At 38.1% G+C, this 24,561-nt stretch carries 10 protein-coding genes; all 10 read right to left on the reverse strand.

The annotated features are described in order from the left end of the window. Nucleotides 1–105: 105 nt before the first annotated feature. From IPP32_02065 to IPP32_02110, 10 genes are read right to left on the reverse strand one after another with little or no spacing between them, the layout of a single operon-like run. Nucleotides 106–3,396 (reverse strand): T9SS type A sorting domain-containing protein, encoded by a 3,291-nt coding sequence (locus IPP32_02065; GenBank protein ID MBL0046871.1) that lies wholly within the window; start codon nucleotides 3,394–3,396, stop codon nucleotides 106–108. A 54-nt stretch (nucleotides 3,397–3,450) separates the two neighbouring features. Continuing rightward, the gene (locus IPP32_02070) at nucleotides 3,451–6,243 is read right to left on the reverse strand and encodes a T9SS type A sorting domain-containing protein (protein MBL0046872.1); all 2,793 of its coding nucleotides are present in this window, start codon (nucleotides 6,241–6,243) and stop codon (nucleotides 3,451–3,453) included. A gap of 6 nt (nucleotides 6,244–6,249) precedes the next feature. Then, a complete protein-coding gene (locus IPP32_02075; protein ID MBL0046873.1) occupies nucleotides 6,250–10,143 on the reverse strand; it encodes a T9SS type A sorting domain-containing protein in 3,894 nt (1,297 codons plus the stop codon). A gap of 44 nt (nucleotides 10,144–10,187) precedes the next feature. Beyond that, nucleotides 10,188–14,036: a T9SS type A sorting domain-containing protein gene (locus tag IPP32_02080; GenBank protein MBL0046874.1), complete on the reverse strand. Its 3,849-nt coding sequence runs from the start codon at nucleotides 14,034–14,036 to the stop codon at nucleotides 10,188–10,190. Between the two features lie 57 nt (nucleotides 14,037–14,093). After that, a complete protein-coding gene (locus tag IPP32_02085) occupies nucleotides 14,094–17,981 on the reverse strand; it encodes a T9SS type A sorting domain-containing protein (GenBank protein ID MBL0046875.1) in 3,888 nt (1,295 codons plus the stop codon). 29 nt (nucleotides 17,982–18,010) lie between these two features. Next, nucleotides 18,011–20,122: a T9SS type A sorting domain-containing protein gene (locus tag IPP32_02090; protein ID MBL0046876.1), complete on the reverse strand. Its 2,112-nt coding sequence runs from the start codon at nucleotides 20,120–20,122 to the stop codon at nucleotides 18,011–18,013. Between the two features lie 60 nt (nucleotides 20,123–20,182). Continuing rightward, nucleotides 20,183–21,271, reverse strand: a complete 1,089-nt coding sequence (locus IPP32_02095) for a hypothetical protein (GenBank protein MBL0046877.1) — start codon at nucleotides 21,269–21,271, stop codon at nucleotides 20,183–20,185. 27 nt (nucleotides 21,272–21,298) lie between these two features. After that, on the reverse strand, nucleotides 21,299–22,360 hold the full coding sequence (locus IPP32_02100; protein ID MBL0046878.1) for a hypothetical protein: 1,062 nt from the start codon (nucleotides 22,358–22,360) through the stop codon (nucleotides 21,299–21,301). Nucleotides 22,361–22,411: 51 nt separating this feature from the next. Further along, nucleotides 22,412–23,443 carry a hypothetical protein gene (locus IPP32_02105; protein ID MBL0046879.1) on the reverse strand — a complete coding sequence of 344 codons (1,032 nt, stop codon included), beginning with the start codon at nucleotides 23,441–23,443 and terminating at the stop codon, nucleotides 22,412–22,414. A 15-nt stretch (nucleotides 23,444–23,458) separates the two neighbouring features. Beyond that, entirely contained in the window at nucleotides 23,459–24,505 is a 1,047-nt protein-coding gene (locus tag IPP32_02110; GenBank protein MBL0046880.1) for a hypothetical protein, read from the reverse strand. Nucleotides 24,506–24,561 lie beyond the last annotated feature (56 nt).

Here is a 24,561-nt window from a genome sequence, read left to right on the forward strand (position 1 = left end):
TCGATAAGGAAAGTCCCAAAAAGTCAACCAATACAAATTGTACTAGCTGCAGAAGCTAGATTGAAAAATCTTATTTAATTAGTTTTTATAATAATTTTTTCAAACTTAATTAAGTATGATTTTTCTAATAATCACATCATTAGAATCAGATATTTTTAGTAAATAAATCCCTCTTGTGAAGGCTTCAGTTTTGATAAAGCTTTGTTCACCAACCTTCAAAGCTTCAATCTCGTCATAAAATATACTATTTCCTAACATGTCAAAAAGTTGAATATTTATATTATTTAGTTGTCGAAAGGAATAAAAAGAAATTCTTTCTTTAGCCGGATTAGGGTATACCATTATACTATTTTGAAGGCGCTCTATTTGACTACTAAAAAGCAATGTACTATCAAATGGCATAGCTACTTTATTTTTAATATTTGACCGAGTGGTGCTTCTATAAAGTGTATTCAAACGAGCTGACGGGTTACAATCCACATCATAGACCATCTCAATGGCATAGCGACAAGAGGGACAAGTTGCAGCTTTTTTGCTAGTATCAGTATAATTTAATGTTGAATTGAAGGCAATGCTATCTTTAAGGATATTAAATGGTCCAGCACCTAATGTATCTCTCATCACTCGGTAATATCTCAAAGTATCATTGCTTCCTAAATAAGGAGTCCAATAAAGCTTTGGAAAATTTCCCCAACCCAATAATCCATATAAATAAATTGTTTTATGGATAATTACACCGCTAAAACTACCAACATTACCACAAGTATCTTTCACTGCCAACTGATAGCTTTCTCCTTCAATTGTTGTAGGATCAGATGCTAAATCAAGGTAAGAAGTGGGTACAGTATCTTTTACTGTTGCCACTTTTTCGAATAATGAAGTTCCTTTGTTTTTTCGCATTATTACAATACTGTCACTTTGCGCTTCATTTGGTTTCTGCCACCATAGCAAACTTTTTTGACTTGCAGAATCAACAGTAATATAACACAACTCAACTCTTGGAATTGCTTCAAACGTAATATTAATTGTAGCGGCAGCACCGTTACCACATGAGTTAGAACCATATACACTTATGTTACCGGATACACCATATGGAGAATAATTCACAACAATTGAATTTGTATCTGCATTGCCAATAATAACAGCAGAGTCGGGCAAAGTCCACACATAATTTGTTGCATGCGCAATGGCCGGAATACTATAAGTAATTCCAAGCTGGTTGATGCAAGAGGAGATTTGCGTATCGCCGGATATAGCTCCCGCGGCTTGTGGAAGCAGCGATTTATTAAGAATGAGGTATAAGGTATCACTTAGTCCGCAGCTATTTTTTCCGGCCACTCCAATACTATCGATTCCGGCGCCAAGCCCTATTGTTATGCTAATACTGGTATCGGGTGTAATGTTGTTTACAAAAGCAGAACTCAAGCCCGATGATAGTATCCATTGGTAAGATGTTGCTTGTTGCATGGGTAAACATGAAAATAAATTACCTGAGCTGCCTTCGCAGTTTGCACTAAGGCTAGTTACTCCATCGTTGCCAGTAGGAATTTGATATACCAAGGGATCGGCATCATTGCAATCGTCATTATTAGTTACCTGTCCGGCAAGCGGTGTGCAACTTAAGGTAGCTGCTCCTGCTGCATTTCCATGGCCATCGTTATCGGCATCGGGATAATAGGAAATGGGAAAGTTAATTTGAAAAGCTGTGGAGGGATAAATATCCTGCGCAACTGGATTGCTGCTAATTACCTGAATTTTATAATTGCTTGCAGCAAATGTAAATGGTAAAGTGGCATTGATGGTTCCGCTTGTGGTGGAAGAAAGTGTTCCTATAGTAGTTGGGCTTGCGAAACTTCCGGAACTATCGCTTAACTGAGCAGTAAATACATTGCCGGCATTAAACGTCCCGGTAACGGTATAGTTTACACTTACACTTGTTCCGGCACATTCCGGACCTGCTATTGCTCCGGTAGTAATTGAATTGGGTCCTGAAATTTTCGCAAACCAATAATCAATGCTTCCTCGACTCGCTTGAGATTTATCGCCGGTTAAACCGGAAGTTGACCAGCCTGCCACCAAGTAATTTCCATCGGGAGTTTCGCAAATTGATTTGGCATAATCATCGGCGCTACCGCCAAATCTTCTTTCCACTTGAGCAATGCCATTGGCATCCACTTTCACCACCCAATAATCATAACTTGTGCCGGCTGTTCCTTGATTCCCTTGGGATTTATCTCCCGATGCAACAGAGCTGGAAGCGCCGCCCAACAAATACCCGCCATCTGTAGTTTGAATGGCATCAAATAAATTATCAGCGCTAGTTCCACCAAAACGCTTGTCCCATTGTTTTACGCCGGTAGCATTGGTCTTAAGAATCCAGTAATCAAAATTTCCTCGGCTGGCTTGGCTTTTGTCGCCATTGGCGCCTGATGCTGAACCTCCGCCCAAAAGATAGCCGCCATCGCTGGTTTGTAGCACCATTTGTAATTGGTCGGCACTTGTTCCACCAAAGGTTTTATCCCATTGTTTTACTCCGTTGGCATCAATTTTCACTATCCAATAATCATCTAACCCTTGAGAAGCTTGACTTTTTTCGCCGGTAATTCCGGAATTCGAGTATCCGCCTAAAATATAGCCACCATCGCTGGTTTGTTGCACCGCAAACAATTGATCGTCATCAAATCCACCATAGGTTTGGTCCCATTGTTTGGTTCCTCCTGCATCAATCTTAACTACCCAGTAATCCCATGTAACACCAACAGTTCCGCGGTTTGCACCAGTTTTATTTCCACTTATTCCGGAATTAGAACGGCCGGCTAAAATAAACCCGCCGTCGCTGGTTTGTTTAACGGATTGCAAGTAATCTTCGGAAGTACCGCCGAATGTGCGGTCCCATAATTTTGTTCCTGACATGTTGGTGCGTACCACCCAATAATCGCCGGCACCAATACTGGCTTGGCTTTTATCGCCACTAATACCGGAATTGGACCATCCTCCTAAAATAAATCCGCCGTCGGCGCATTGCTGCACTTCAAAAAGTTCATCGTAATTGCTACCCCCGTAACTTTTATCCCATTGCTTCACGCCAAGGCTATTTACATTGATTAGCCAAAAATCGCCGGAGCCTTGACTTGCGTTGGTTTTATCGCCGTTCGCGCCGGACTCAGAGTAGCCGGCTAATAAGTAAGCTCTGGTATCAAAAGTATTGGTATCTAAAATAGAAAGTACATCGTGAAATTCATCGATAGCAGTTCCTCCAAAGCGATAATCCCATTGCTTGGTAAGCTGCGCTTGTGAATTAAGTGTGGAAAGATAAAAGCATCCCGAAAGGAGCATAAATTTAAACCAGCAAAAGGTTTTAATTGTGTTTTTAAATCGGGTAGCAATAGTATTCATTTTCATTAATTTTAGTGTTAGGCGTTTTACAAAAATAACATTCTGAGTGGAATACTATTCCACCTGAATTTTAATAACCTTACGCTGCTCCTCAGAACTAATTTTTATCAGGTATAAACCGCTTTGTAAGTCTTGAATCGAGATTTCGCAATTGTTCTTTCCCGATTCATAAGCGTTTATTACACATTGTCCAATAGCATTGTAAAGGCTAATTTGATACGCATTATTTGCGCTGAGGTTACCAATAGTTATTTTTTCTTTTGCAGGATTGGGATAAATGCTAAAAGAATTTTGCAGAGGAAGTTTATTTTTTATTCCAAAGACAAGGCTATCGTAGGGGATTTCATTTTTATTTTTGATATTTGAGCGAGAAGTAGTTATTGCTACCATCGCTCGTGCATCGGGATTGCAAAAATTTCTGAAAACGGTTTCAATAACATAGCGACAGGTTACACAATTTAAAGGGCTTATGTAATCGGTAAAATTAAGTTGGGTAGCAGGTAAGCTATCGGCCAAAATTGAAAAAGGTCCACTTCCGGTTGTATCAACTAGCACTCTGTATAAGCGACTTGTATCGCTAGCCCCAATATAATCGGTCCAATACAATTTGGGAATGTTGGCCCAGCCCAAAAAACCGTATAAATAAATGCATTTATTTTCAGAAACGGCACTTAATTCACCCACATTTCCACAACTATCGAGCACGGCAATTTTATATTTTTCGGGATGTAAATTTGGGTGGGAGGAAGTATCCAAATAACCTGCAAGTGCAGGATGAATAGTAGTATCAATTGGTAGAAACACTCCTGCGGTTTCGCGATAAATTACATAGTTATGCGCATACGTTTCAATAGGTTGTTCCCAAAAAAGCAACACTTTTTGAGTAGCTGAATCAACTGTAGAAAAACAAATTTGTGCCGTTGGAATGGGTTTAAAATAAATGGGAAGAGCAGCTGAAATGCCCGCTCCACAATCGTTGTAACCACTCACTATAATATTACCGGAAGTAGTGTAAGGACTAAAATTGATGCTCACTGCATTTGAATCCGGATTCCCATTAATGCTTGCCAAAGGCGGTAAAGTCCAGCTATAAAAATCGGCATTTGCAAGTGGTGCTATACTGTAATTGATTCCATTCTGAAGTGTACAGGCGGCTGCTGAATCGAGACCGCTAATGCTACCGGCTGCTGCGGGCAAGGGTTTAAGGATAATGTTAAAATCAGCCGAAGCAGCACCGTCACCTAGCGAATTGTTACCCCAAACTTTAATTGTAGCAGCGAGAATTGAAGGGTCAAAATTAACAGTAATGGAAGGTGTTTGAGTGGTATCAGAACCACTAGCACTCATTAACCCACTAGGCAGATTCCAAATGTATTGAGTTGCATTTGTTATAGGCGCAACGGTATACACTTGGCCGGTAGATCCTGCGCAAATAGTATCGTTTCCACTAATAACACCTGCTGATGAAGGAAGTGGGTATTGATTAAAAAGTTTACCTTGGCGGGACATTTTTGAGGCACACACCTTTCCGCCGGAAGTTACCCAAAAGCAAGCAACAGCACTATCAGCAGCGGCAACCAAGGCATAGTCGTCGTAAAAAGGAACATCATTTGGAATATGAATGTTACGTCCATTTGCAATCCATTTTAAGGCTCCGGCAGTATCTTTTAGTTGTGCTAAAAATCCGGGTGCCATGTTGGCCACCATCACTAGCTCATTTGCAGCGTTTGCAATGCTTCGTGGGGAAGGACTATACGAACCCAATTGAAAAATGCTGTCTCCGTTAAGAGTCCATTGATTGTTTCCATTTAAATCGGTTTTCTGTGCATACACATGGTAAAAAAATGCAGGCGGACGACCATCGCTCCAGGTGGTGTAAATATTATTTTTAAAATAAAGTATTGCGGGTGTTGTTTTAGAAGCAGCCACATTACTCATGCTTCGAAAATTTGGTATCCATGGAAGCGTTCCCCTTGCTGTTATTTTGGCTAAAACAATATCTGTGTTGATACTGCTTTCCCAAGTTACATATAAATTGGTGTCCTCGTCGCAAGTTAATTTCATTGCGGAATTTCCTCTCCCACCGGCCAATGTGGAGATATCTACTTCGTTCGGAAAACTTTTTAGGCCTAAGGCATTGTAGTGTTGTACATAAATATGCGCCCCAATTCCACCGGTTGTTACCGCATAAAAAAAGCCATTGTGTTTGTCGCTGACGGAGGTCCAATAATAGCCATTTGAACTGGGTTGAAAATGATTTATAGGCCAGCGTAAATTTCCATTAAAGTCGATTCTATTAAATCCAAATCCTTCGGAGCCACCAAAATAAACACTCGAATAATTGATAAAAAACCCGGAGTCGCTAGGCATAATATTTAACCCATTATTCGTAACCGAAATCATGGTAACTGATCGGGATGAAACGAGCGTTGCCTGAGACCATAGCGCTGTTCCATTAAATGAAAAATAATTGCAAAACAAACTATCAGGGTACACCGCAGTGTTTAAATTCCAAGCGACAACAAATCCATTTTGAGTTTTTATTGCCTTATATCCGCTGATTGTGTTTGATGAAGCAGAAAGCAGTTTTTTACCGTTCTGAGGATATTGCGGAGCGCCATATTTATTGAGGTGCTGAAAATATATGGCTGTTTTCCCATTACCGCTCCGGGCATCCAGCCACATGAGATAGGCACCGCTATTTCCATCGTCGAAGGCTGTTATGTTACTACTTGAATTTGTAATTGAATTCACGTAATAGGTTTGAGAAGAATCCGGAATAAATTGTTGGGCTGTTGCAAATAGGGATATGAGTAGGCTTACTAGTAGGAAATAAATTTTTTTCATGTGCATTTAATTTTCAATAATACTTAGCTTTAAATAGGCGGTATGTTGAGGTGCAATGAGTTCAATAAAATAAATTCCAGTTTTCAAAGCGGGCAACTGCAGTTGGATGTTTTGAAAAGCGTTGGCACTTTCTACTGTTTTATAAAACACCGTTTTTCCAGGCGCATCAAAAATACGAATCTGCAGACTTGTGAAAGCCAAATCTGCTGCAATGTTTAAAATATTTTTTGCCGGATTAGGATACATTTTAAAGCCTTGATTAAATCCGTTTAGATTTGTAAACCCACAGCAAATAAGTGAATCAAAAATTAAATCCGCCTTATTTTTGATGTTGGAACGTGAGGTGCTTTTAGTAGCAAGGGTGCGGAAACTTGGATTGCAATTACTTTGATACACCATTTCAACCACGTAACGGCAATTCGGAAAACCGGCAGAACCAACATCCGTGAAGCTCATCAAGGAAAGTGGTGATATATTTTTTGCAATTGAATCGTTGAATGCACCGGTTCCGGTGGTGTCTCTTAACAAATTAAAGTAGCGTGAAGAGTCATCGATACCTACATAATCGTTCCAATACAATTTGGCGACTCCGCCCCAATCAATAGAGCCATACAGTCGAATGGTTTGATGTTCAAAAGGAGCGCTAATATCGCCTACATTTCCGCAAGTATCCAATACGGCTATTTTATATTTCTCAGCTTGAATGATCGGTGTTGAGCCACTATCGATATAGGAACTAAATTCAGTATTCGAAACCGTATCGATGTTGACATACACCCCGGCTATTTCGCGAAAAATTACATATCCATCCACGTAATCTTCAATTGGCTTCTGCCATTCCAGTAAAGTTTTTTGGCTTGCTGAATCAATGGTAGCTCGACAAATTTCGGCGACAGGGATGGGAATAAAATCAATAAACAGTTCGGAAGCTACTCCATCACCACATGCATTTTGACCTTTTACTTGAATGAGGCCGGAAGCGGAAAATGCACTGAAATTAACCGTAATCGAATTGCTTGTAGAGTCACCAAAAAAGCTTGCTCCGGGCGGCAATGACCAAGAATAGTTTGAGGCATAAGGTATCGAATCAATAAAATACGAAATCAAATTTTGGTTGATACAAGCAGTTACAAAACTTTCTCCGGTAATTGCGCCTGCACTATCGGGAGAAGCGATACATTGTATGGTAATAAAATAATCCTCGGTTTCACCATCACCCCCACCTTCGCTGTAAAAGAAGTCGCATGCACTGGTTGAATCATTCACATCATTCTCGGAGCCATAGCGAATGCGCATTCCGGTTAAGGCTGCATTGGCTGAATTAGGGATTGTAATTTCGACAGAATCCTCGAACCCGGGAGTGGATGAATCTGTTATTTTGTAATACTCATTTTTTTCAAAATTTCCATTCACATTATAATCAATCCAACATGAAATTGGCCGACTTTCGGTTGTAGAAATTTTTAATTTATAAGTACTGTCATGATAAAGTATACACGTAGTATTTCCTGTAGGTGGATAAACAGATAGCGCACTTTCATTTACATAAGGGGAAGTAGTGCTTGCATTATTTAATGGAGTTCCTACTATGCTCACCCGATTGATAAATATAGTGGTTAAAGATTCCTGACCACCCAATGTGTCGGAACAATAGCACAAATTAGAAGGGCGCATGGCTATTTTAATACTTTGCGATGTGGCTGAATTTCCTGCTCCACAGGATACTAAACAACGGTAAAAAGCAGTAGCATTTTGCACCACTTTTAATACAGTATCGGTTGCATTAAGTATGGATTGCCAACTTATCGAATCATTGGATTTTTCCCATTGATAGGTTAATCCGTTGGCTAGTTCAGCACCTATTAAATGAATAGAAGTTTTATCACCGGCACACAAGTCATTTAATCTTGAAAATGCTCCTCCTGCATTAGGCAAACCACTACAAACAGGAGCCGGCAAAATAGAAATTAAATAATCTTCTGTTTCTCCTTCATAAATACTTCTACAAGGATCCGGTTGGTTGTAATCATCAGAACTGAGTTTGACTCTTAATCCGGTAATACCGGTGAGTGCGTTATAAGGAATCGTAATAAAACCGCTAATCTTATTACCATAGATTTGTTGCACATTAATACCATTAAAAACATTTTCGCTAATTGGATTAAATTGTGTGTCATGATTGTAATCAATATATATTGCAACCCTATTATTAGAAATAAAGGAAGAAGACGAAATACCCGTAACAGAAACAGAATCTTTGACACCCGGCACAAATGATTGCGGTGTAAGATTTCTAAAATCGGAATAAATAGCTGTTGCAGTGGGATTGTTGAGCATTGCAGTATCCGTGCCATTGTTTAAGCCACCATAGGTAAAATTTCCAATGTTTAATTGATTCGAATTTCCCAATAGGGAAGTATTGCAATAGCATAAATAAAATGGATTCACTTTGATATTTACTACCGAAGAAGTATCTGAAAGTGCTGAATTTACACAAGTAGTAATGCAACGGTAATAACTATCCGTAACAACGCTTGTAACAAATTCAGTGTAATTCGCGCCACTTACATTTAGCCAATTGTTGCTATCGGGCGATATTTGCCATTGATATTGGATATCAGCGGCGATGCTGTTACCCACCAAGCTTAGTCTAAAAAGTGTGTCAGCACAAACTGTGGAATCGCTGCTCGAAGCAAGTCCTGCAATTGGGTTTAAACTGCATGGTGGTGCGCTTAAAATAGTAACTAAATAGTCTTCCGTTTCGCCGTAATAATAAGTCCCACAAGCACGGGCCTTCTCACCGGTTCCAACCAATACAACGCGCATTCGGGTAGTTCCGGGCAATGAATTCAGGGATATAGTTACATTCGTACTTGCTGAAAAAACACCGCTATCGCCATTCATACTACCTGCGGTGATTTTCTCGTACAATTCGTCAAAAATACTGTCGTGATTATAGTCGATGTAAGCAGCATAAGAGTTTGCTCTGAAAAATGAAGTCTTTGCAATTTGGTTGATAGAAAAAGTATAATTTACTCCTTGGGTATAGTTTTGTGCAGTTAAATTGGTAAAGTCATTGTAGTTTCCAATCGCAGAAAGATTGTTTTGAGCCGGGTTTGGATTTCCATTGGATAAAGTACCAAAAGTTACCTTTCCAATATCGTAGGAATCATACTGTGAAATTGGACCCGAAACACAGAAGGGTGAACGCGGTAAAATGCTGGCAGCAAAAACATGCAGCACAGAAGCAGCATTAGCTTTTGAAATAGCAATTCGCTTTATTAATTTGGTTGAAGTTATCGGCAAATCAATTTCATATAACCTGGGATTATCTGCGTCAAGAGCGGGATCCGGAGCATTTAAAAAAGTACGACCAATACCTTTAGCGGCATAAGGAGTTCCTCCATACCAATCGGAAATGGTAACATTGGTAAAGCTTGTGTTAGTATTGTCGGTAAAAATTACATTAATGGTACATACAGATGAACCACCACCTGATGTTGCAAGCAAGTACATATTATAAGCACTTTGTGGAACAGCAAAATTAAGGGAACCAGAATTAGTGGTATTGTCTAATCTTAAAGAATTGTAATTCCAATAGGGTTGTAAAAAAAAGTAATTCCCTGGAGTTGCCTGGCTATATATGATTCGATTGCTTGGCAGAAAGAAATCTGCAGTTGAATCGGTGGGTGAATGTCGAAATGTGCTATCGATGAAATAGTAGCCTGCATTATCCGCATCGGCTCCGGTAGAGGTGGAAGTCGAAGGTAAACCAGTTCCATCGGCAACCACATCTTTTGTAAAACCGGTAAGTGTTACCGGTAAATAGTTGTTTTGAGCAGCTGCGCTTAGAATCAGGACTAGAAGAAAAATGGTGAAAAGCGATTTTATTTTTTTCATCTTTTTAGGGGTGTTTCAAAAGTTAATGAGCCCTATTCGCTAGCTCAATCTATTATTAATTTTGTTATATAAAAATAGATTCCTGATTGTATATTCAAAAAATAAACACCTTTTTCAATTCCTTTTAAGTTCATAAGAACATTTGATTTTGGTGTATTCAATAACATTTCCTTACGCACTGTTTTACCCAGTAAGTTGTAAATAATAATTTCATTTATAAGTTCCTTTGTATTCAGTTGAATGGATAGCAAATCGTGCGTAGGGTTAGGATAAATTTTTATACCTTGAAAGTGCTTCTCAAAATCTGCAATACCTACTCCGGTTGAATCAAACAAGGTTGTTTTATTTTTAATATTTGAACGCGAAGTACTTTTCGTTGCGAGCACCCGTTGAGTAGGTGTGCAATTGCTATTGAAAATCATTTCTACCACATAACGGCATAAGGGATGTATTGCGGAGGTTAAATCTGTATTCGACATCAAAACCAACGGGCTGATGTGGCTTGCCAGTGTATCGTTAAACGGCCCATTTCCAAGCGTATCGCGCAGTAAATTAAAATAACGACTGCTATCATTAATTCCGATGTAATCTGTCCAATAGAGCTTTGCAAAACCACCCGGTTGGATACTTCCGTAAAGTCGAATGGTTTGATGTTCAAAAGGCGCACTTAAATCACCAATATTTCCGCAACTATCTAATACTGCAATTTTATATTTTTCGGCTTGGATAGTTGGATGTGAGCCGGTATCTAAATAGGAACTAAATGCTGCATTTGAAACTGTATCGATATTTACAAAAGCACCAGCGTTTTCGCGGTAAATTACATATCCATTTATATAACTTTCAATTGGTTTTTGCCATTCGAGTATTGTTTTTTGACTAGCGGAATCAACGGTGGCGCGGCAAATTTCGGCAAGTGGGATAGGTTTAAAATTGATGGCAAGAGTAGATGTTGGTCCATTTCCACAAAGATTTTTTCCCTTAACTGAGATAGCACCCGAGACGGAATAAGGGCCATAATTTACTTGTATCACATTGGAGTTGGCTGCACCAACAATATTGGCAAAAGGTGGTAAAGTCCATTGATAGGCTAGTGCATTTGCAATCGTATCGATGCTGTAAATAATACCCAATTGATTAGAACACGCACTTACAGAAGTTGTCCCCACAATGAGTCCTGCTGCAGCCGGGAATGTGCAGGAGCAAGTTAAACTAAATGTGGCAATAGGATCAATGTATGCAAACCAATTCGCTTGCATGTAACTTGTATCATCCACCTGAATACAAAGCAAATTGGGGTTACCGGTTGCATCAAAATCCTGAATATTTGTGTTGTTCCCATTTTGGATGTTGAGGTAAATCAATTGGTTGTTTAATGCATCCAAATATTCGAATGAACTCAACATGGAAAGGTTGAGGTGTGTAATTTGATTGTTGCCGCAATATAAAGTGGAAAGGGCAGCATTGTTTGACACATCCAAAACAGTTAAATTATTGTTACGGCAATACAATTCCACAAGTGAAGTATTTGCTGAAACACTGAGTGCATTCAATTGATTATTTGAACATTTTAAACTTGTAAGTTGTGTATTTGCAGTGATATCAAGACTCGTTAAATTATTGTTGGAACAGTTCAAGGCACTTATTGCTGTGAATGCTGAAATTCCAATCAAATTGGAAATCGCTAGATTTGAAACATCTAAAATCCCTGTATATGCAGCTGCTTCCGAACATTCAATCTCAGTGTTTCCATTTGTATTTATTGCAGAATTTGTAACCAATGCAGCTTTAAAATTTGCATCCGGAATGGCAACCAAACATTGCAGACAAGAATTACCAAAAGACATCGACGCATCAATTCCTGAGCCCCAATTAGCACTTGAATAAAGCGAGTCATCCACCTGAATACAGGTTAAAGCGGGTTTATTTTTTGAATTGTAATGAGAGACATTTGTGTTGTTCCCATTTTTGACATTCAAAGTGGTAAGTTGATTATTTGGGCAATCCAGATACACTAGGGCTGAATTGAAGCTGAGATCCAAGCTATTTAATTGATTTGCGTTACAATGTAAACCGGCTAATATCAACTGAGCCGAAACATCTAGGGAGGTAATCTGATTGTTGTTGCAGCGCAAATCGGTAATGCCCGGATTGTTGCTAACATCAATTGTGCTTAACTGATTAGCCCCGCAATTTAGGTAATACAATAATGGGTTATTAGCAACGGAAAGTGCCGAAATTGAATTGTTGCTGCAAGCCAAATAATTTAAAAGCAGGTTGGTTGAAACATCCAGATTTGATAAGTTATTATTGCTACAATTGAGTTCTAAAAGGGCTGTGTTATTTGAAACGTTTAAACCAGTTAATTGATTGGCGTTGCATCGAAATACTTGCAGAAAATTATTACTAGTTACATCAATTGAATCAATCAGGTTTGCAGCACAAAATAACACGCGCAACGAATCGCTTGCAGATACATCCAGCTTAGTTAATTGATTGTTATTGCAATTTAAACTTTGAAGTGCAGTGTTTGAAGTAACATCCAAATTTATTAATTGATTATTAGAGCAGTCCAAATGAGCAAGATGCGTATTTAAATTTAAGGTTAAGCTATTAAGTTGATTTTGGGAGCAAAGTAAAACCGGAATCGAAACAAATGCTTCGATTCCGGTTAAATCAGTAATGCCCTTATTTTGAACATTAATACTATCAGCGTAAGCATCAGCTTCACTTACTTGAATTTCGGAATCGGCATTAATATTAATGGCTGGATTAGCTACCAATGCCGATTTAAAATTAGGATCAGGAATGTTTACAATAGGCAACGAGCAATTTGTACTAAATACAGCTGTAGATCCCGTGACTCCTGGTCCAGCCCAAAATGAATTTGCATAAACCGTATCATCCACTTCTATGCAAAACAAATTTGGATTCTGCCATAATGAAGGTGGAAGCATATTACTATTGTTACCATTTTTGAGATTCAAACGCGTTAACAAATTACTATCACAATATAATTCAACAAGATTCGGATTATTTGAAAAATCAAGACTTGTTAATTTATTCCTTTCGCAATGGAAAGTAACTAATGAAATATTGGTTGAAACATCCAAGTTTATAAGCATATTTTGACCGCAATAAATACCCCACAAACTAGCACATCCAGTTGTTTTTATATTACTTAACTGAGAATTTCTGTCACAGCCCAAAGTTTCAAGTAAATGACAATTCGAAACATCAAGGTTTTTAATTTTTGTATTAGTAATAGAAAGTTGAACAAGTGAACTATTCGTGGACAAGTCTAGAGTATCGATTAGGCCGTTTGAAATATATAAATTATGAAGTGAATTGCACCCTGTTAGCTTAAGGGTGTTTAAATTGTTAAATCCTAAACCTACAGTATATAATGAGGATAAATTAGAAAGATCCAAATCTTGTAGTTGATTCCCTGAGCACCCTAGCACATATAAGGATGGGCAAGCTGAAACATCAAGACTTACTAATTGATTGCTTTCGCAGAGAAGAATGGTTAGCGAGAAGTTATTTCCAATAGTTAAACTCGATAATTGATTCCCCCCGCATTTAATATTATCTAGTAACAAGTTGTTAGATAAATCCAGGTTAGATAACAGATTGTATCTGCAGTCTAGCCGAGTTATTAAAGTAAATGCTTCAATACCTTGAAGGCTTGAAATATTACGGTTAAAAACACTTATTGTGTCTTGATAAATAGCAGCTTCACTTACTTGTATTTGCCCATCCCCATTAGTATTAATAGCTGTATTTGCAAGCAAAGCTGCCTTAAAGTTAGGGTCAGGAATGCTTACAATTTGTGCCCTTACCCATAGTCCTGAAAAAATTGCCATAAGGGCTAAAAGAAATTGCCTTTTCATATTACTCCTTTTAGGATTAATAACTAATAATTAATATTATTCTATCCCACTAACAACTTAATCCACATTCAACTTCGATACATATTCCTTTTCCGCAGTTTTTATGCGCACAAAATAAAGTCCTCGTGTTAGCCCATTCAGCGGCAATTGCACCACCTCCGCATTTTTATAAAAAGAGGAGTCCGCTTTTAAAACTTCCCTACCGAGCATATCATATATGGAAACTCCGTATTTCAAGGAGGCATCTTTTAATACAATACTCACTAAATCTTTAGCAGGATTAGGGTAAATTTTAAAGGCAGGTTCAGGCTTTGGAAAGACCGGCACTCCTGTAAAAAATGTAATGCTGTCTGTTAAAAGGCTTTTATTCTTGATGTTGGAGCGGGAGGTACTTTTAGTTGCTAATGTCCGTAAATTGGGATCACAATTTATGTCAGAGAACATATCGATGTAATAGCGACAGTTTGCAAATGCGCCGGAACTGGCATCGGTATAACTTAAAGTGGTTTTAGGAAGATTAGTCGCGATAATGGTAAAATTGCCCGTACCTGTGGAATCACGCATTACATTGTAATAGCGATTCGGATCAGGGTTTCCAATGTAATCAGTCCAATATAATTTGGCAATACTTCCTGCTCCTACGTAACCATAAAGATACATTGTGCGGTGTTCAAATATGGCGCTAGTGTCCCCAACGTTTCCACAGCTGTCGAGCACTGCAATTTTGTATTTTTCGGATTTAAGTTCGGGATGTGAAGCAGTATCTAAATAACTTGCTGGTGGAACATTTGGAACGGTATCAATTGCCGTAAAAGCTCCGGCTACTTCACGAAAAACAACATAGCTGTTAACATAACTCTCAGTAGCCCTTTGCCAGGATATTATTGTTTTTTGCGTAAGCGAATCAACGGTGGCACTGCATATTTCGGCAAGTGGTACAGGTTTAAAATTTACAAATAATTCAGAAGGATGTCCTTTCACTCCACAGGAACTAACAGCACTGACTTTAATATTACCGGAAGAAGAGTAGGCACTATAATTTATGCTCACCACATTACTATCAGAAACGCCAGCTATTGTTGCCAAATTAGGCAATGTCCATGCATAAGCAGAAGCAGTATTCACCGGAGAAATGGAATATGAAATTCCAAGTTGATTTTGACATGCACTTACAAAACTAGTACCTGAAATGGCTAATGGGGTTGGTGGTAAGGGGTTCAAAATTAAATTAGCCGTACTAACGGCACCTACGATGGGAGGATTTGACGAGTTAACTCTAATCCAATATTCCTTGCCATTGATCAAAGAAGCAGGAAACGTGATTTGTATGGTTCCTGAGTTGGCATTACTTACAATATTCCCTAACGTGAAAGGTAATGAAAGTCCAAATTCACCATCAGAGAGTTCAACTGTATATACATTCCCCGGATTAAAATTACCGAGACTAACGAATCTTACGGAAGTTGTATCACCCGCACAGTATTCGCTTGCAGAAAATGGTAAAGTACTTATGGTTTCAATTGAAGGTGTGCACGGTTGATAATTTTGAACCGAAAACCAATTTTTAATTTTGGCAGCATCTGCTTTTGCTAAATCAAAGTAAGCAGTAGAATTGTACGGTAGCAGCGTATCTTGCGAAAAAATATCAGCAAAATCAATTGTTACTGATTCGCCTTTTTTCAACTCAAAAGCACCAATTCTCGCAATGGTTCTATAATCATTTGCGCTTGAACAATACCATGAACCAGCCACAGTTGGCCTTCCCGGAAATGCAAATCGCGTATTTTGAGTACCGCCATAGCCAGTTCCGCCATAAGTCAAATTTGTATTATCCCGCCACTTAAGATTCAGGTAATTTGCAAATTGGTTTGTTGTAAGAGGATTACCTTGTTGGGTTGAATTATTTAAAAAATAGGTTAGTCCTGAGAGCAAGCAATTCTCGTTCAATTCATCAACTTGTCCATCGTTATTATTATCAATCCCATCATTTAGTGCTGCAGGCGGACCATTTAATATTATCTGACTTTGAATGGGTGGGGTGGATCCATAAACAGGATCAATGAGGTCAATGTTGTAGCAATAAGAAAAATTATTTGAGCTATCGCTACCAATCGCATCATCAGAAGCATTGCCTAAATCTTCATCTGCAAGTATTCCAATCTTCACATCGTGATAATCGTCGGTACTTCTATTAAAAATCTCGTATTTATAGAATGTGGTGTTATTTATAACCGTTAAACTATCGGGTAAATTACCGCAATTATAAGAATATGCTGAGGCATGCACTTCCATTTTGAGCGGGGTTCCGCCGCTTTCACCATGGGCTGCCAAATTATCGTTAAAAATTGTATATGTCATCTGGTCGCCCAATATTTGGGGATAATCACCCCCAATGAGCGGGTCATAAACCCCATTCGAATTAACATCAACAAAAGGTGCTAGTTTTCTTGAATAATTGCCCATTCCTGATGCAGGCCAAGTTATTATATCGTTAGTTGGCAAATAGCTTGCGTTTTGAACAAGTCCTTTTGAAAAATTAAATTTAAATTCCTCTATATCCCGGGCTGATATTTTCCAAACCTTATCGAACAAAACTGAAGTAGCAGAATCTATGCTTCCATTTAGTGTATCCAGTGGGCCTGGATAATAATCAGTTCCGATTTGACGATATGTTTGAGCTGCCAAATGTAAATTATTGCCAGCATCCAAACCGCTAATCCAAAATGCCTGTAAACCCATTGTGGTTTTCCCACTCCCTTTAGGTACCTCATAGCTTGAGTTACTAGTTGTTGGATTATAAAACATATCACCTCTATTTAAAATTAAAGCTTTTACATTATTTGCATCTAAATATTTTGCATTATTATTGGAAATTAAATTCTCAGGCTTGTAAGTTAAAGGGATGTTATTATAAATCCATGGATATATGGATTCATACCCATTTCTATCAAAAGAAAATATGCCGGTGAAATCGGCCCCAAAAGTAGTAGATTTAATTATCCACAAGAGATTACTGTTAGCATCAAACTTAAGGTAATGTGCAAAGAGTGGGTTTGAATTAAGATTTGCATAATAATTCAAATAGGTGTTGACAACTGTATTTTCAGTTACTTCTAATATACTGTTTAAGGAAGGCACTAACACCGAATTGTTACCAAGGGGTTCAATAAAATAAATACGATTATTTGTTTCTATGGCTGAATTAGAAATGTTATTGAATTTGTAAAATGAAATTCCATTAAAAAGGTAAAGACTATTACTTACAGTACCAATCCAAAGCTTATTTGCATGATATAATAAACTAACAATTTGGTCTGTTGGCAAGTTAGAATTGAGCGCATTGTAATTTGTGGCAATACCATTTTCCAATTTTGTTAATCCTCTTTGGGTACCAATCCAAATTTTAAACGCCACTGGTGAGGCTGCAATTGATAAAACTGTATCGCTAAGCAATCCATTTCCCGTTTGAGTAAAATTGGTGAATGAATTGTTACTAAACTTAGAAATTCCCGAACGTGTTCCTATCCAAATATCATCATCGATAACAGTAATGCAAGAAATGTAATTACCAATTATTCCAGAGTTTGTTGTTGTATAAATATTCCAATTAGAAACGCCATCAAATAAAGCAAAACCATTTCTGGTACCGATACAAATTTTTGTTGATTTGTATACTGCTAAACAAGTGACAAAACTATCCGGTAGTGCGGAATTCAGCATGTTGAACATGCTCCAACTTCCATTCGAAAATTTTCCAAGTCCGGCGCGCTGGTAACCCACCCATTTATTGCCCAAACTGTCAATAAGTAAGCAGTTTTTTCGGCTTAATTGTGCATTTGTTGCATTTGTAGTTCCTGGATAGTAGATGTATCCATTTTGACTCGTTTGTGCATTTAATAATGGAGTGCACAAAAAAAGACCAATGAAAACTAATATACTTCGCATAATAAACTAAATTATATAGTAACTAATTATTACTCCACATTCAACTTCGACACATATTCCTTTTCCGCTGTTTTTATGCGCACAAAATAAAGTCCTCGTGTTAGCCCATTCAGCGGCAATTGCACCACTTCTGCATTTTTATAAAAAGAGGAGGCCGATTTTAAAACTTCCTTACCGAGCATATCATATATGGAAACTCCGTATTTTAAGGAGGCATCCTTTAATACAATATTTACTAAATCTTTAGCCGGATTGGGGTAAATTTTAAACGCAGGCTCAGGCTTTGGAAAGGCAGGCACTCCGGTAAAAAAAGTTATACTATCGGTTAAAAGGCTTTTATTTTTGATGTTGGAGCGAGAGGTGCTTTTAGTTGCTAAAGTCCTCAAATTGGGATCACAATTTATGTCAGAGAACATATCGATGTAATAGCGACAGTTTGCAAATCCACCGGAACTGGCATCTGTATAGCTTAAAGTTGTTTTAGGAAGATTGGCCGCGATAATGCTAAAATTGCCCGTACCTGTTGAATCGCGCATTACATTGTAAAAACGATTCGGATCAGGGTTTCCAATATAATCGGTCCAATATAATTTTGCAATGCTTCCAGCCCCGACATAACCATACAAATAAATGGTTCGATGCTCAAATATGGCACTTGTATCACCAACATTTCCACAGCTATCCAACACTGCAATTTTATATTTTTCGGATTGTAATTCAGGATGTGATGCTGTGTCTAAATAACTTGCAGGTGGAGTATTCGGAACAGTATCGATAGCTGCAAAAGTGCCTGCTGTTTCACGAAACAAAACATAGCCACTTACATAGCTTTCGCTTGCACGCTGCCACGATATTTTAGTTTTTTGTGTAAGGGAATCCACAGTGGCGCTGCAAATTTGAACAACCGGTATGGGCTTAAAATTTACGTGCAAAGACGTTGGTACTCCGGTACAACCCCCATATCCACCGGCAACGGTAACAAATCCCGATAAGGAATAGGCACTGTAATTCACGGTTATCGATGTTGTACTATCGCCCGATATAATGCTTGCGCCATAAGGTAAATTCCACACATAATAATCAGCATTTAACACAGTATCGATTGTGTAAATTATTCCATTTTGATTGGTGCAAGCTGCTAGCATTGTATCGCCTATAATTGTTGGCACTACGCCAATGGTATCGCACACACTAAAGCTACGTTCTTCGGCAATGCTCCATATCCCATCGGCATTTTTTGTACGCATAAAAATCGAATGTGTACCTACACCAAAACCTAAACCTGCAGTTGGCGCACTAGTAGTAAACTCTACTGAATCGCCCGGAACCGGCACCGGTGAACCAATCCCATTGCCGACTCCCGGATCGCTGGTAAAGAAATATTCGCTCCACACAATTTGACTGTTCACATTTTTAAACACGTTTATCAAGCGGTTTTCACTAATGCTCCATACCCCGTCACTATTTTTGGTGCGTATGTATAAATTATGTAACCCAAGTGAAATTGAACCGGATGAAATGATTGAAGTAAATTCAACTGAATCGGCAGCAGTTCCTATTGTTAATGCAGCTCCCAATCCAACACCCGGATCGGTATCAAAAAAATATTCTGCTTTTACTATATTCGAATTGATAGGTGCTTTGTAAATATTTACTAAACGGTTTTCTGAAATGCTCCAAATTCCGTCAGCATTTTTTGTGCGGAAATACAAATTATGCAACCCTGCACTTAATGCACTTACTGAAATCGAAGAACTAAATTCCACGGAGTCGCCGCTGGTTCCAATAGCTACAGAAGTTCCTGTTCCAATACCGTTATCGGTATCAAAAAAATATTCAGCACCCACAATTGCGCTATTTACACTTGCTTTATACACATTTACTAGGCGATTTTCAGCCAAACTCCACACGCCACTATCGTTAAGCATGCGCACATACAAATTGTGCAGGCCGGGACTTAAAGCGCTTACAGCTACCGTAAAATTTATCTCTACCGAATCTGCGGGAATGGGAACTATAATTGCCGTTCCGCTTCCAATACCCGGATCAGTATCGAAAAAATATTCGCCCATGATTAGCTTCTGAGCGCTTCCCATTAATGGAAGTAGAAATATTGAAATGAGGAGTAGTATATTTTTCATTTTATTGATTTAAGATTTTCAATTGCTATTGGCTATTTTTTATAAAAACAGATTTACATTTTAATTAACACGCGAGGTGGTACTTCTCAACTTCACATTTAGAGTGCCATTGGGTTCCACATTGGTATTGTTTATATTCATTTGTCGGATGACGGGCATATTATAAACTTCACCATAAAGCGAGCAAGGAAATGTTCCTCCATAAATACCCATATCCTTGCCGTCGCTTCCCGCAAGGTGCGCAGGAGAGGCTGCATTAATGTGAAAATCATAACTAAAACCAAAAGGGGCACCTGCTGCCGGAAAATTTACAAACTGAGGATCCACATTATCTAAATTTCCATTGCCTGTCATCGGAGAAAAGGTAGCACTTGGGCTGTAACTGATGTTGTTATTCATGGCGCACCCGCCTGTAAATGCAATAGGATCAGCCTTATAAAAAATATTGTTTTGAATGGTGGCATTATAGATATAGCTTGTAGTGTAGCAACCACCGTTGTTATACACATTAATCCCATTAAAAGCGGTTGAGCCGTTTAAAAAGATATTGTTTTGAATTACGGTTCCCGGTATATTTAAGCCTGATACAGCGCCATTAAATATGCAATTTTGAATTAAAAGATTATTGCAGTTAACATAATATCCGCCGCAAGCATCAAATCCATCAATATTTCGCCCACCACCGTTGAAAATACAGTTGCTAATTTTATTGTTGACGCAAGAACTGTTTAATTGAACTTGATTCGCAGCTATGTAACAATATTCTAAATTAAAGTTTGTTGTACCGGGAGCTAAGCTGATTGCTCCTGTTATAATTAATCCGGTAAGCTTCACATCACTTAAATTATTACCCATCCCTATTGTTCCCACGGAAGTTGTATAAGGCAATTGTTTTTGGGGATTTACTCCGGTGCCAATTATGGTTAATGTTTTAGTAATACTAATGTTTCCATAATGATACGGTGAACCGGTGAGGAGCAGTGTGTCGCCCGAATTGGCAGCACTCATTGCAGTGGCAATGTCGTTATAGGGTGCAGGGCTATTGGTGTTATTATTAATCAATAGCACATTTGCCTGTGTATTCTTAATAAGTAGGAACACAATTAATAGACATGCTTCTTTTAAGCTTTTGAAATTCCCTTTTTTCATGATAGAAGGTTTTAAATTAAAATTAGTTTATCGCGCTTTTGTACTGCGGATTTTCACATTTACATTTCCGTTATTCAATACATTCGAATTCTCGACTGTCATATTTCTTATGATTGGAGCCAACACCGGCTCACCCGCTTCGTTAAAAGTGCTGTTACTGTTGTGTATTCCAATATCCGAGCCGCCCAATCCTGCCCCTATTGCCGGTGACGCCGCTTGCAGTTTAAAGGAAAAACTTGGATTATATAGATTACCCAAGGTATAGTTCACAAACAATGGATCGACGTTAACACTGTTTGCGGCGCCGGAATTTCCTGAAGGTGGCAGAGTTGCAGCCAATTGTGCGATATTGTTATTAAATATACAGTTGAAAGTATTGCTTGATAGACTGGCAGTATTCATGAAAATTGAATTTTGAAAAGTGGTCAATTGAAAGTTAGCGATTGGATTCCCGATAGTGGACAAAAAAATACTATGGTCAAAAATTACATTCGAAACAACATTGTTATTTCCGTTTACCGCTCCATTAAAAATGCAATTGGTGATAACAATTGTTGCTTGTTGCGCAGGTGAGATTATTAAATTATCGTTGCCGGTGCCTTTAAAGACACAATTTTTAAAAGTGACTCCATTGGCAGAAAAACCCCCAAAGTTAACAGGAGCGTAGAAAATGCAATCCTCGAAGGTATAATTTGAGATGTTGGATGCAGCTACGACCTCCACTATAAATTCTAATCCATAAAATTTACTTCCATTTCCTCCGGCACTTAATCCAAACTTACTATTACTGGCACCACTATTACAGACTTCATAGTAACTCATTTGTACCTTTTTGGGAACTGAGACATTGGGATTAAAACCAATTCCAATAACACAAAAAGCTTTGTTCCAAGCCGGGTCGCAATCAATTATTTGATAGGAAATGTTTGTGTTTTTTACCATAATGGTATCTCCTGCATTTGAGCCGGTAATTGCGGCATCCATGCTCCCAAATTGAGCGCCTCCTATGTTACTTAATGTGCGCACGGTGGCCTGTGCGTTAACAATTAGAATGCTTACCAGTATAAGGGTAGCTAGTTTCGATTTCATTTTTTTGGTTTTAGTTAATATTATTTTTTTTAAGAATTAGTATGTAGCAAATTAGCGAGCTTTCGTACTGCGCACCTTTACATTCACATTTCCATTTTGTATGACATTCAGATTTTGAATGTCCATAGTTCGAATTACCGGCAAATTGCTTGTTTCGCCGGTTGTAGTCGCAGTAAAAGAGCCTCCATAAATTCCAATGTCATCCCCGGTAGACGAAGCGCCTATGGCAGGTGAAAAATTAGACAAGTGGAAATTAAATGCAGTGGTATAGGCTCCATTCGTCACATTCACAAATTCAGGATTTACATTGTCTAAATTTCCTGTACCAATCATATTGGCATACGGTGTGCCGGTGCTAAAACTGATGTTATTAGAATAGGTGCAGGATGTAGTATTCGCAATGGGATCGGCATTGTAAAAAATATTGTCCTTTATCATCACATTCGAAAATGGGACGCCGCCAAAAAATTCAAATGCATCCGAAATACTTAAAATTACATTGTGACTAATAAGTGAATTGCTGGCATTAAGGCTGCGAATAGACCCAAAAATCAAATTATTTTGAATCAAAACATTGCTTAATCCGGCGCTGTTCACAAAGTCAATTTTATTTGCCCCTAGGGTTCCAAAAATATTGTTTGAAATATTTATTAAAGAGCAATTCGTTGCAGCATTAAAATTTACAACACCGCTACTAGTAAAATAATTTCCGGTTATTTCTACCTGTGAGATATTTGTTTTGCTTGCAAACGATGCATCACTTATGAGGTGAAGACCTTTAATAACTATGTTGGAGAGATTACTGTTACAGACAAAGCCATTTACTTTGCTTGGAAATGCATTTTGCTTTTGGCTAAATGTTCCTTGCCCAATAATTACAATGCTTTTCGTAATTGTAAACTGACTGTAGGTTACATTGCTGCCGTTTACGTAAAGTGTGTCATTGGGGGCTGCGGCTGCTAAAGCAGCGTCAATTGTTGTATACAATGCATTGGCTCCGCTGTTGTTATTAACAATTAAAACAGCTGCATTCAATTTTGAAAGCGCGCCAATAATTAGGAGTGATACTACTAGCTTTTTCATATGGTTTTTGTTTGGTTATCTTGCTTTTGTACTTCGCACTTTTACATTCACATTTCCGTTTTGCAACACATCTGTATTCAACACCTCCATGCTACGAATAAATGGCATATTGAATAGCTCGCCACTTGGGTTTACTTGAACTATGCCACCGTAGTATCCAATATCATTACCATCGCTACCCGCACCAATTGCTGGTGAACCTGTTTGCAAATGAAGGTTGTACAAACTAGTATAATTACCACTTACAGGTACGTTCACAAAAAGCGGATTCACATTATCTAAGTTAGAGCCACCCAATGCTGTATATGTGCTGCTAGTAGAATAAGTTATGTTATTGGTATAAATGCAAGCGATTGTTTGAGCAATTGGGTCAGCATTAAAAAAAGTGTTGTTTTTAATGATAAGGTTCGAGCAACCATTAAAAAAAGCAAATGCATACCCATTTACAATTGAATTATAGAAAAAATTATTCTGAATAATAGCATTTACTAATGTTAATCCATTAATAAAACCATTGATTATATTGTGTTCAATAAGCAAGTTAAAACAATTGGTAGTAGAACCCATTTCAATACTCGAATTTCCTCCGCTAAACACATTATTTCGAATAGTAATTCCGGATGAATTTAGAAGACTATTCAAGAGCAGTCGACTACTTGGAAAATGACAATTACTTATAGTTAGATTAGTAATTGTTAAGCTCGAACCACTTATACTACCGCCAAAAATTACCATTCCAAAAATGGATGTATTTGAGGCATTACTAGTTAGGCTAATATTTGCAATTTTGGCTGTAAGCCCCAAGGATGTTTGATTAAATCCACCCGGGCCGATTAGAGTGAGTGGTTTATTAATGGTTGCATCTAAATAGGTAATCGTGCTTCCAGCTACATAAATGGTATCACCGGAAGAGGCCGCAGCAATGGCCGGATTTATTTGAAGATACTGCGCCACATTACCTAAAGCATTACTTACCGTTAGAACACTTGCATTGGTTCTCTTACTAATTGCTGTCGACAGCAGCGCAGCAATCGATAAAAAAGTTATTATTCTTCGTCTCATTTTTTTTACTTTTTGACTTAATACAATTGGTTAAATTAGTTTAAATATTATCCATT

This window comes from Bacteroidota bacterium (genome assembly GCA_016721765.1).
GTDB lineage: Bacteria > Bacteroidota > Bacteroidia > UBA4408 > UBA4408 > UBA4408.

Excerpts from the sequence above, each read along its gene's own strand:
- IPP32_02065 (MBL0046871.1), bottom strand. The coding sequence starts at position 3,396 with ATGAATACTATTGCTACCCGATTTAAAAACACAATTAAAACCTTTTGC.
- IPP32_02070 (MBL0046872.1), bottom strand. The coding sequence starts at position 6,243 with ATGAAAAAAATTTATTTCCTACTAGTAAGCCTACTCATATCCCTATTT.
- IPP32_02075 (MBL0046873.1), bottom strand. The coding sequence starts at position 10,143 with ATGAAAAAAATAAAATCGCTTTTCACCATTTTTCTTCTAGTCCTGATT.
- IPP32_02080 (MBL0046874.1), bottom strand. The coding sequence starts at position 14,036 with ATGAAAAGGCAATTTCTTTTAGCCCTTATGGCAATTTTTTCAGGACTA.
- IPP32_02085 (MBL0046875.1), bottom strand. The coding sequence starts at position 17,981 with ATGCGAAGTATATTAGTTTTCATTGGTCTTTTTTTGTGCACTCCATTA.
- IPP32_02090 (MBL0046876.1), bottom strand. The coding sequence starts at position 20,122 with ATGAAAAATATACTACTCCTCATTTCAATATTTCTACTTCCATTAATG.
- IPP32_02095 (MBL0046877.1), bottom strand. The coding sequence starts at position 21,271 with ATGAAAAAAGGGAATTTCAAAAGCTTAAAAGAAGCATGTCTATTAATT.
- IPP32_02100 (MBL0046878.1), bottom strand. The coding sequence starts at position 22,360 with ATGAAATCGAAACTAGCTACCCTTATACTGGTAAGCATTCTAATTGTT.
- IPP32_02105 (MBL0046879.1), bottom strand. The coding sequence starts at position 23,443 with ATGAAAAAGCTAGTAGTATCACTCCTAATTATTGGCGCGCTTTCAAAA.
- IPP32_02110 (MBL0046880.1), bottom strand. The coding sequence starts at position 24,505 with ATGAGACGAAGAATAATAACTTTTTTATCGATTGCTGCGCTGCTGTCG.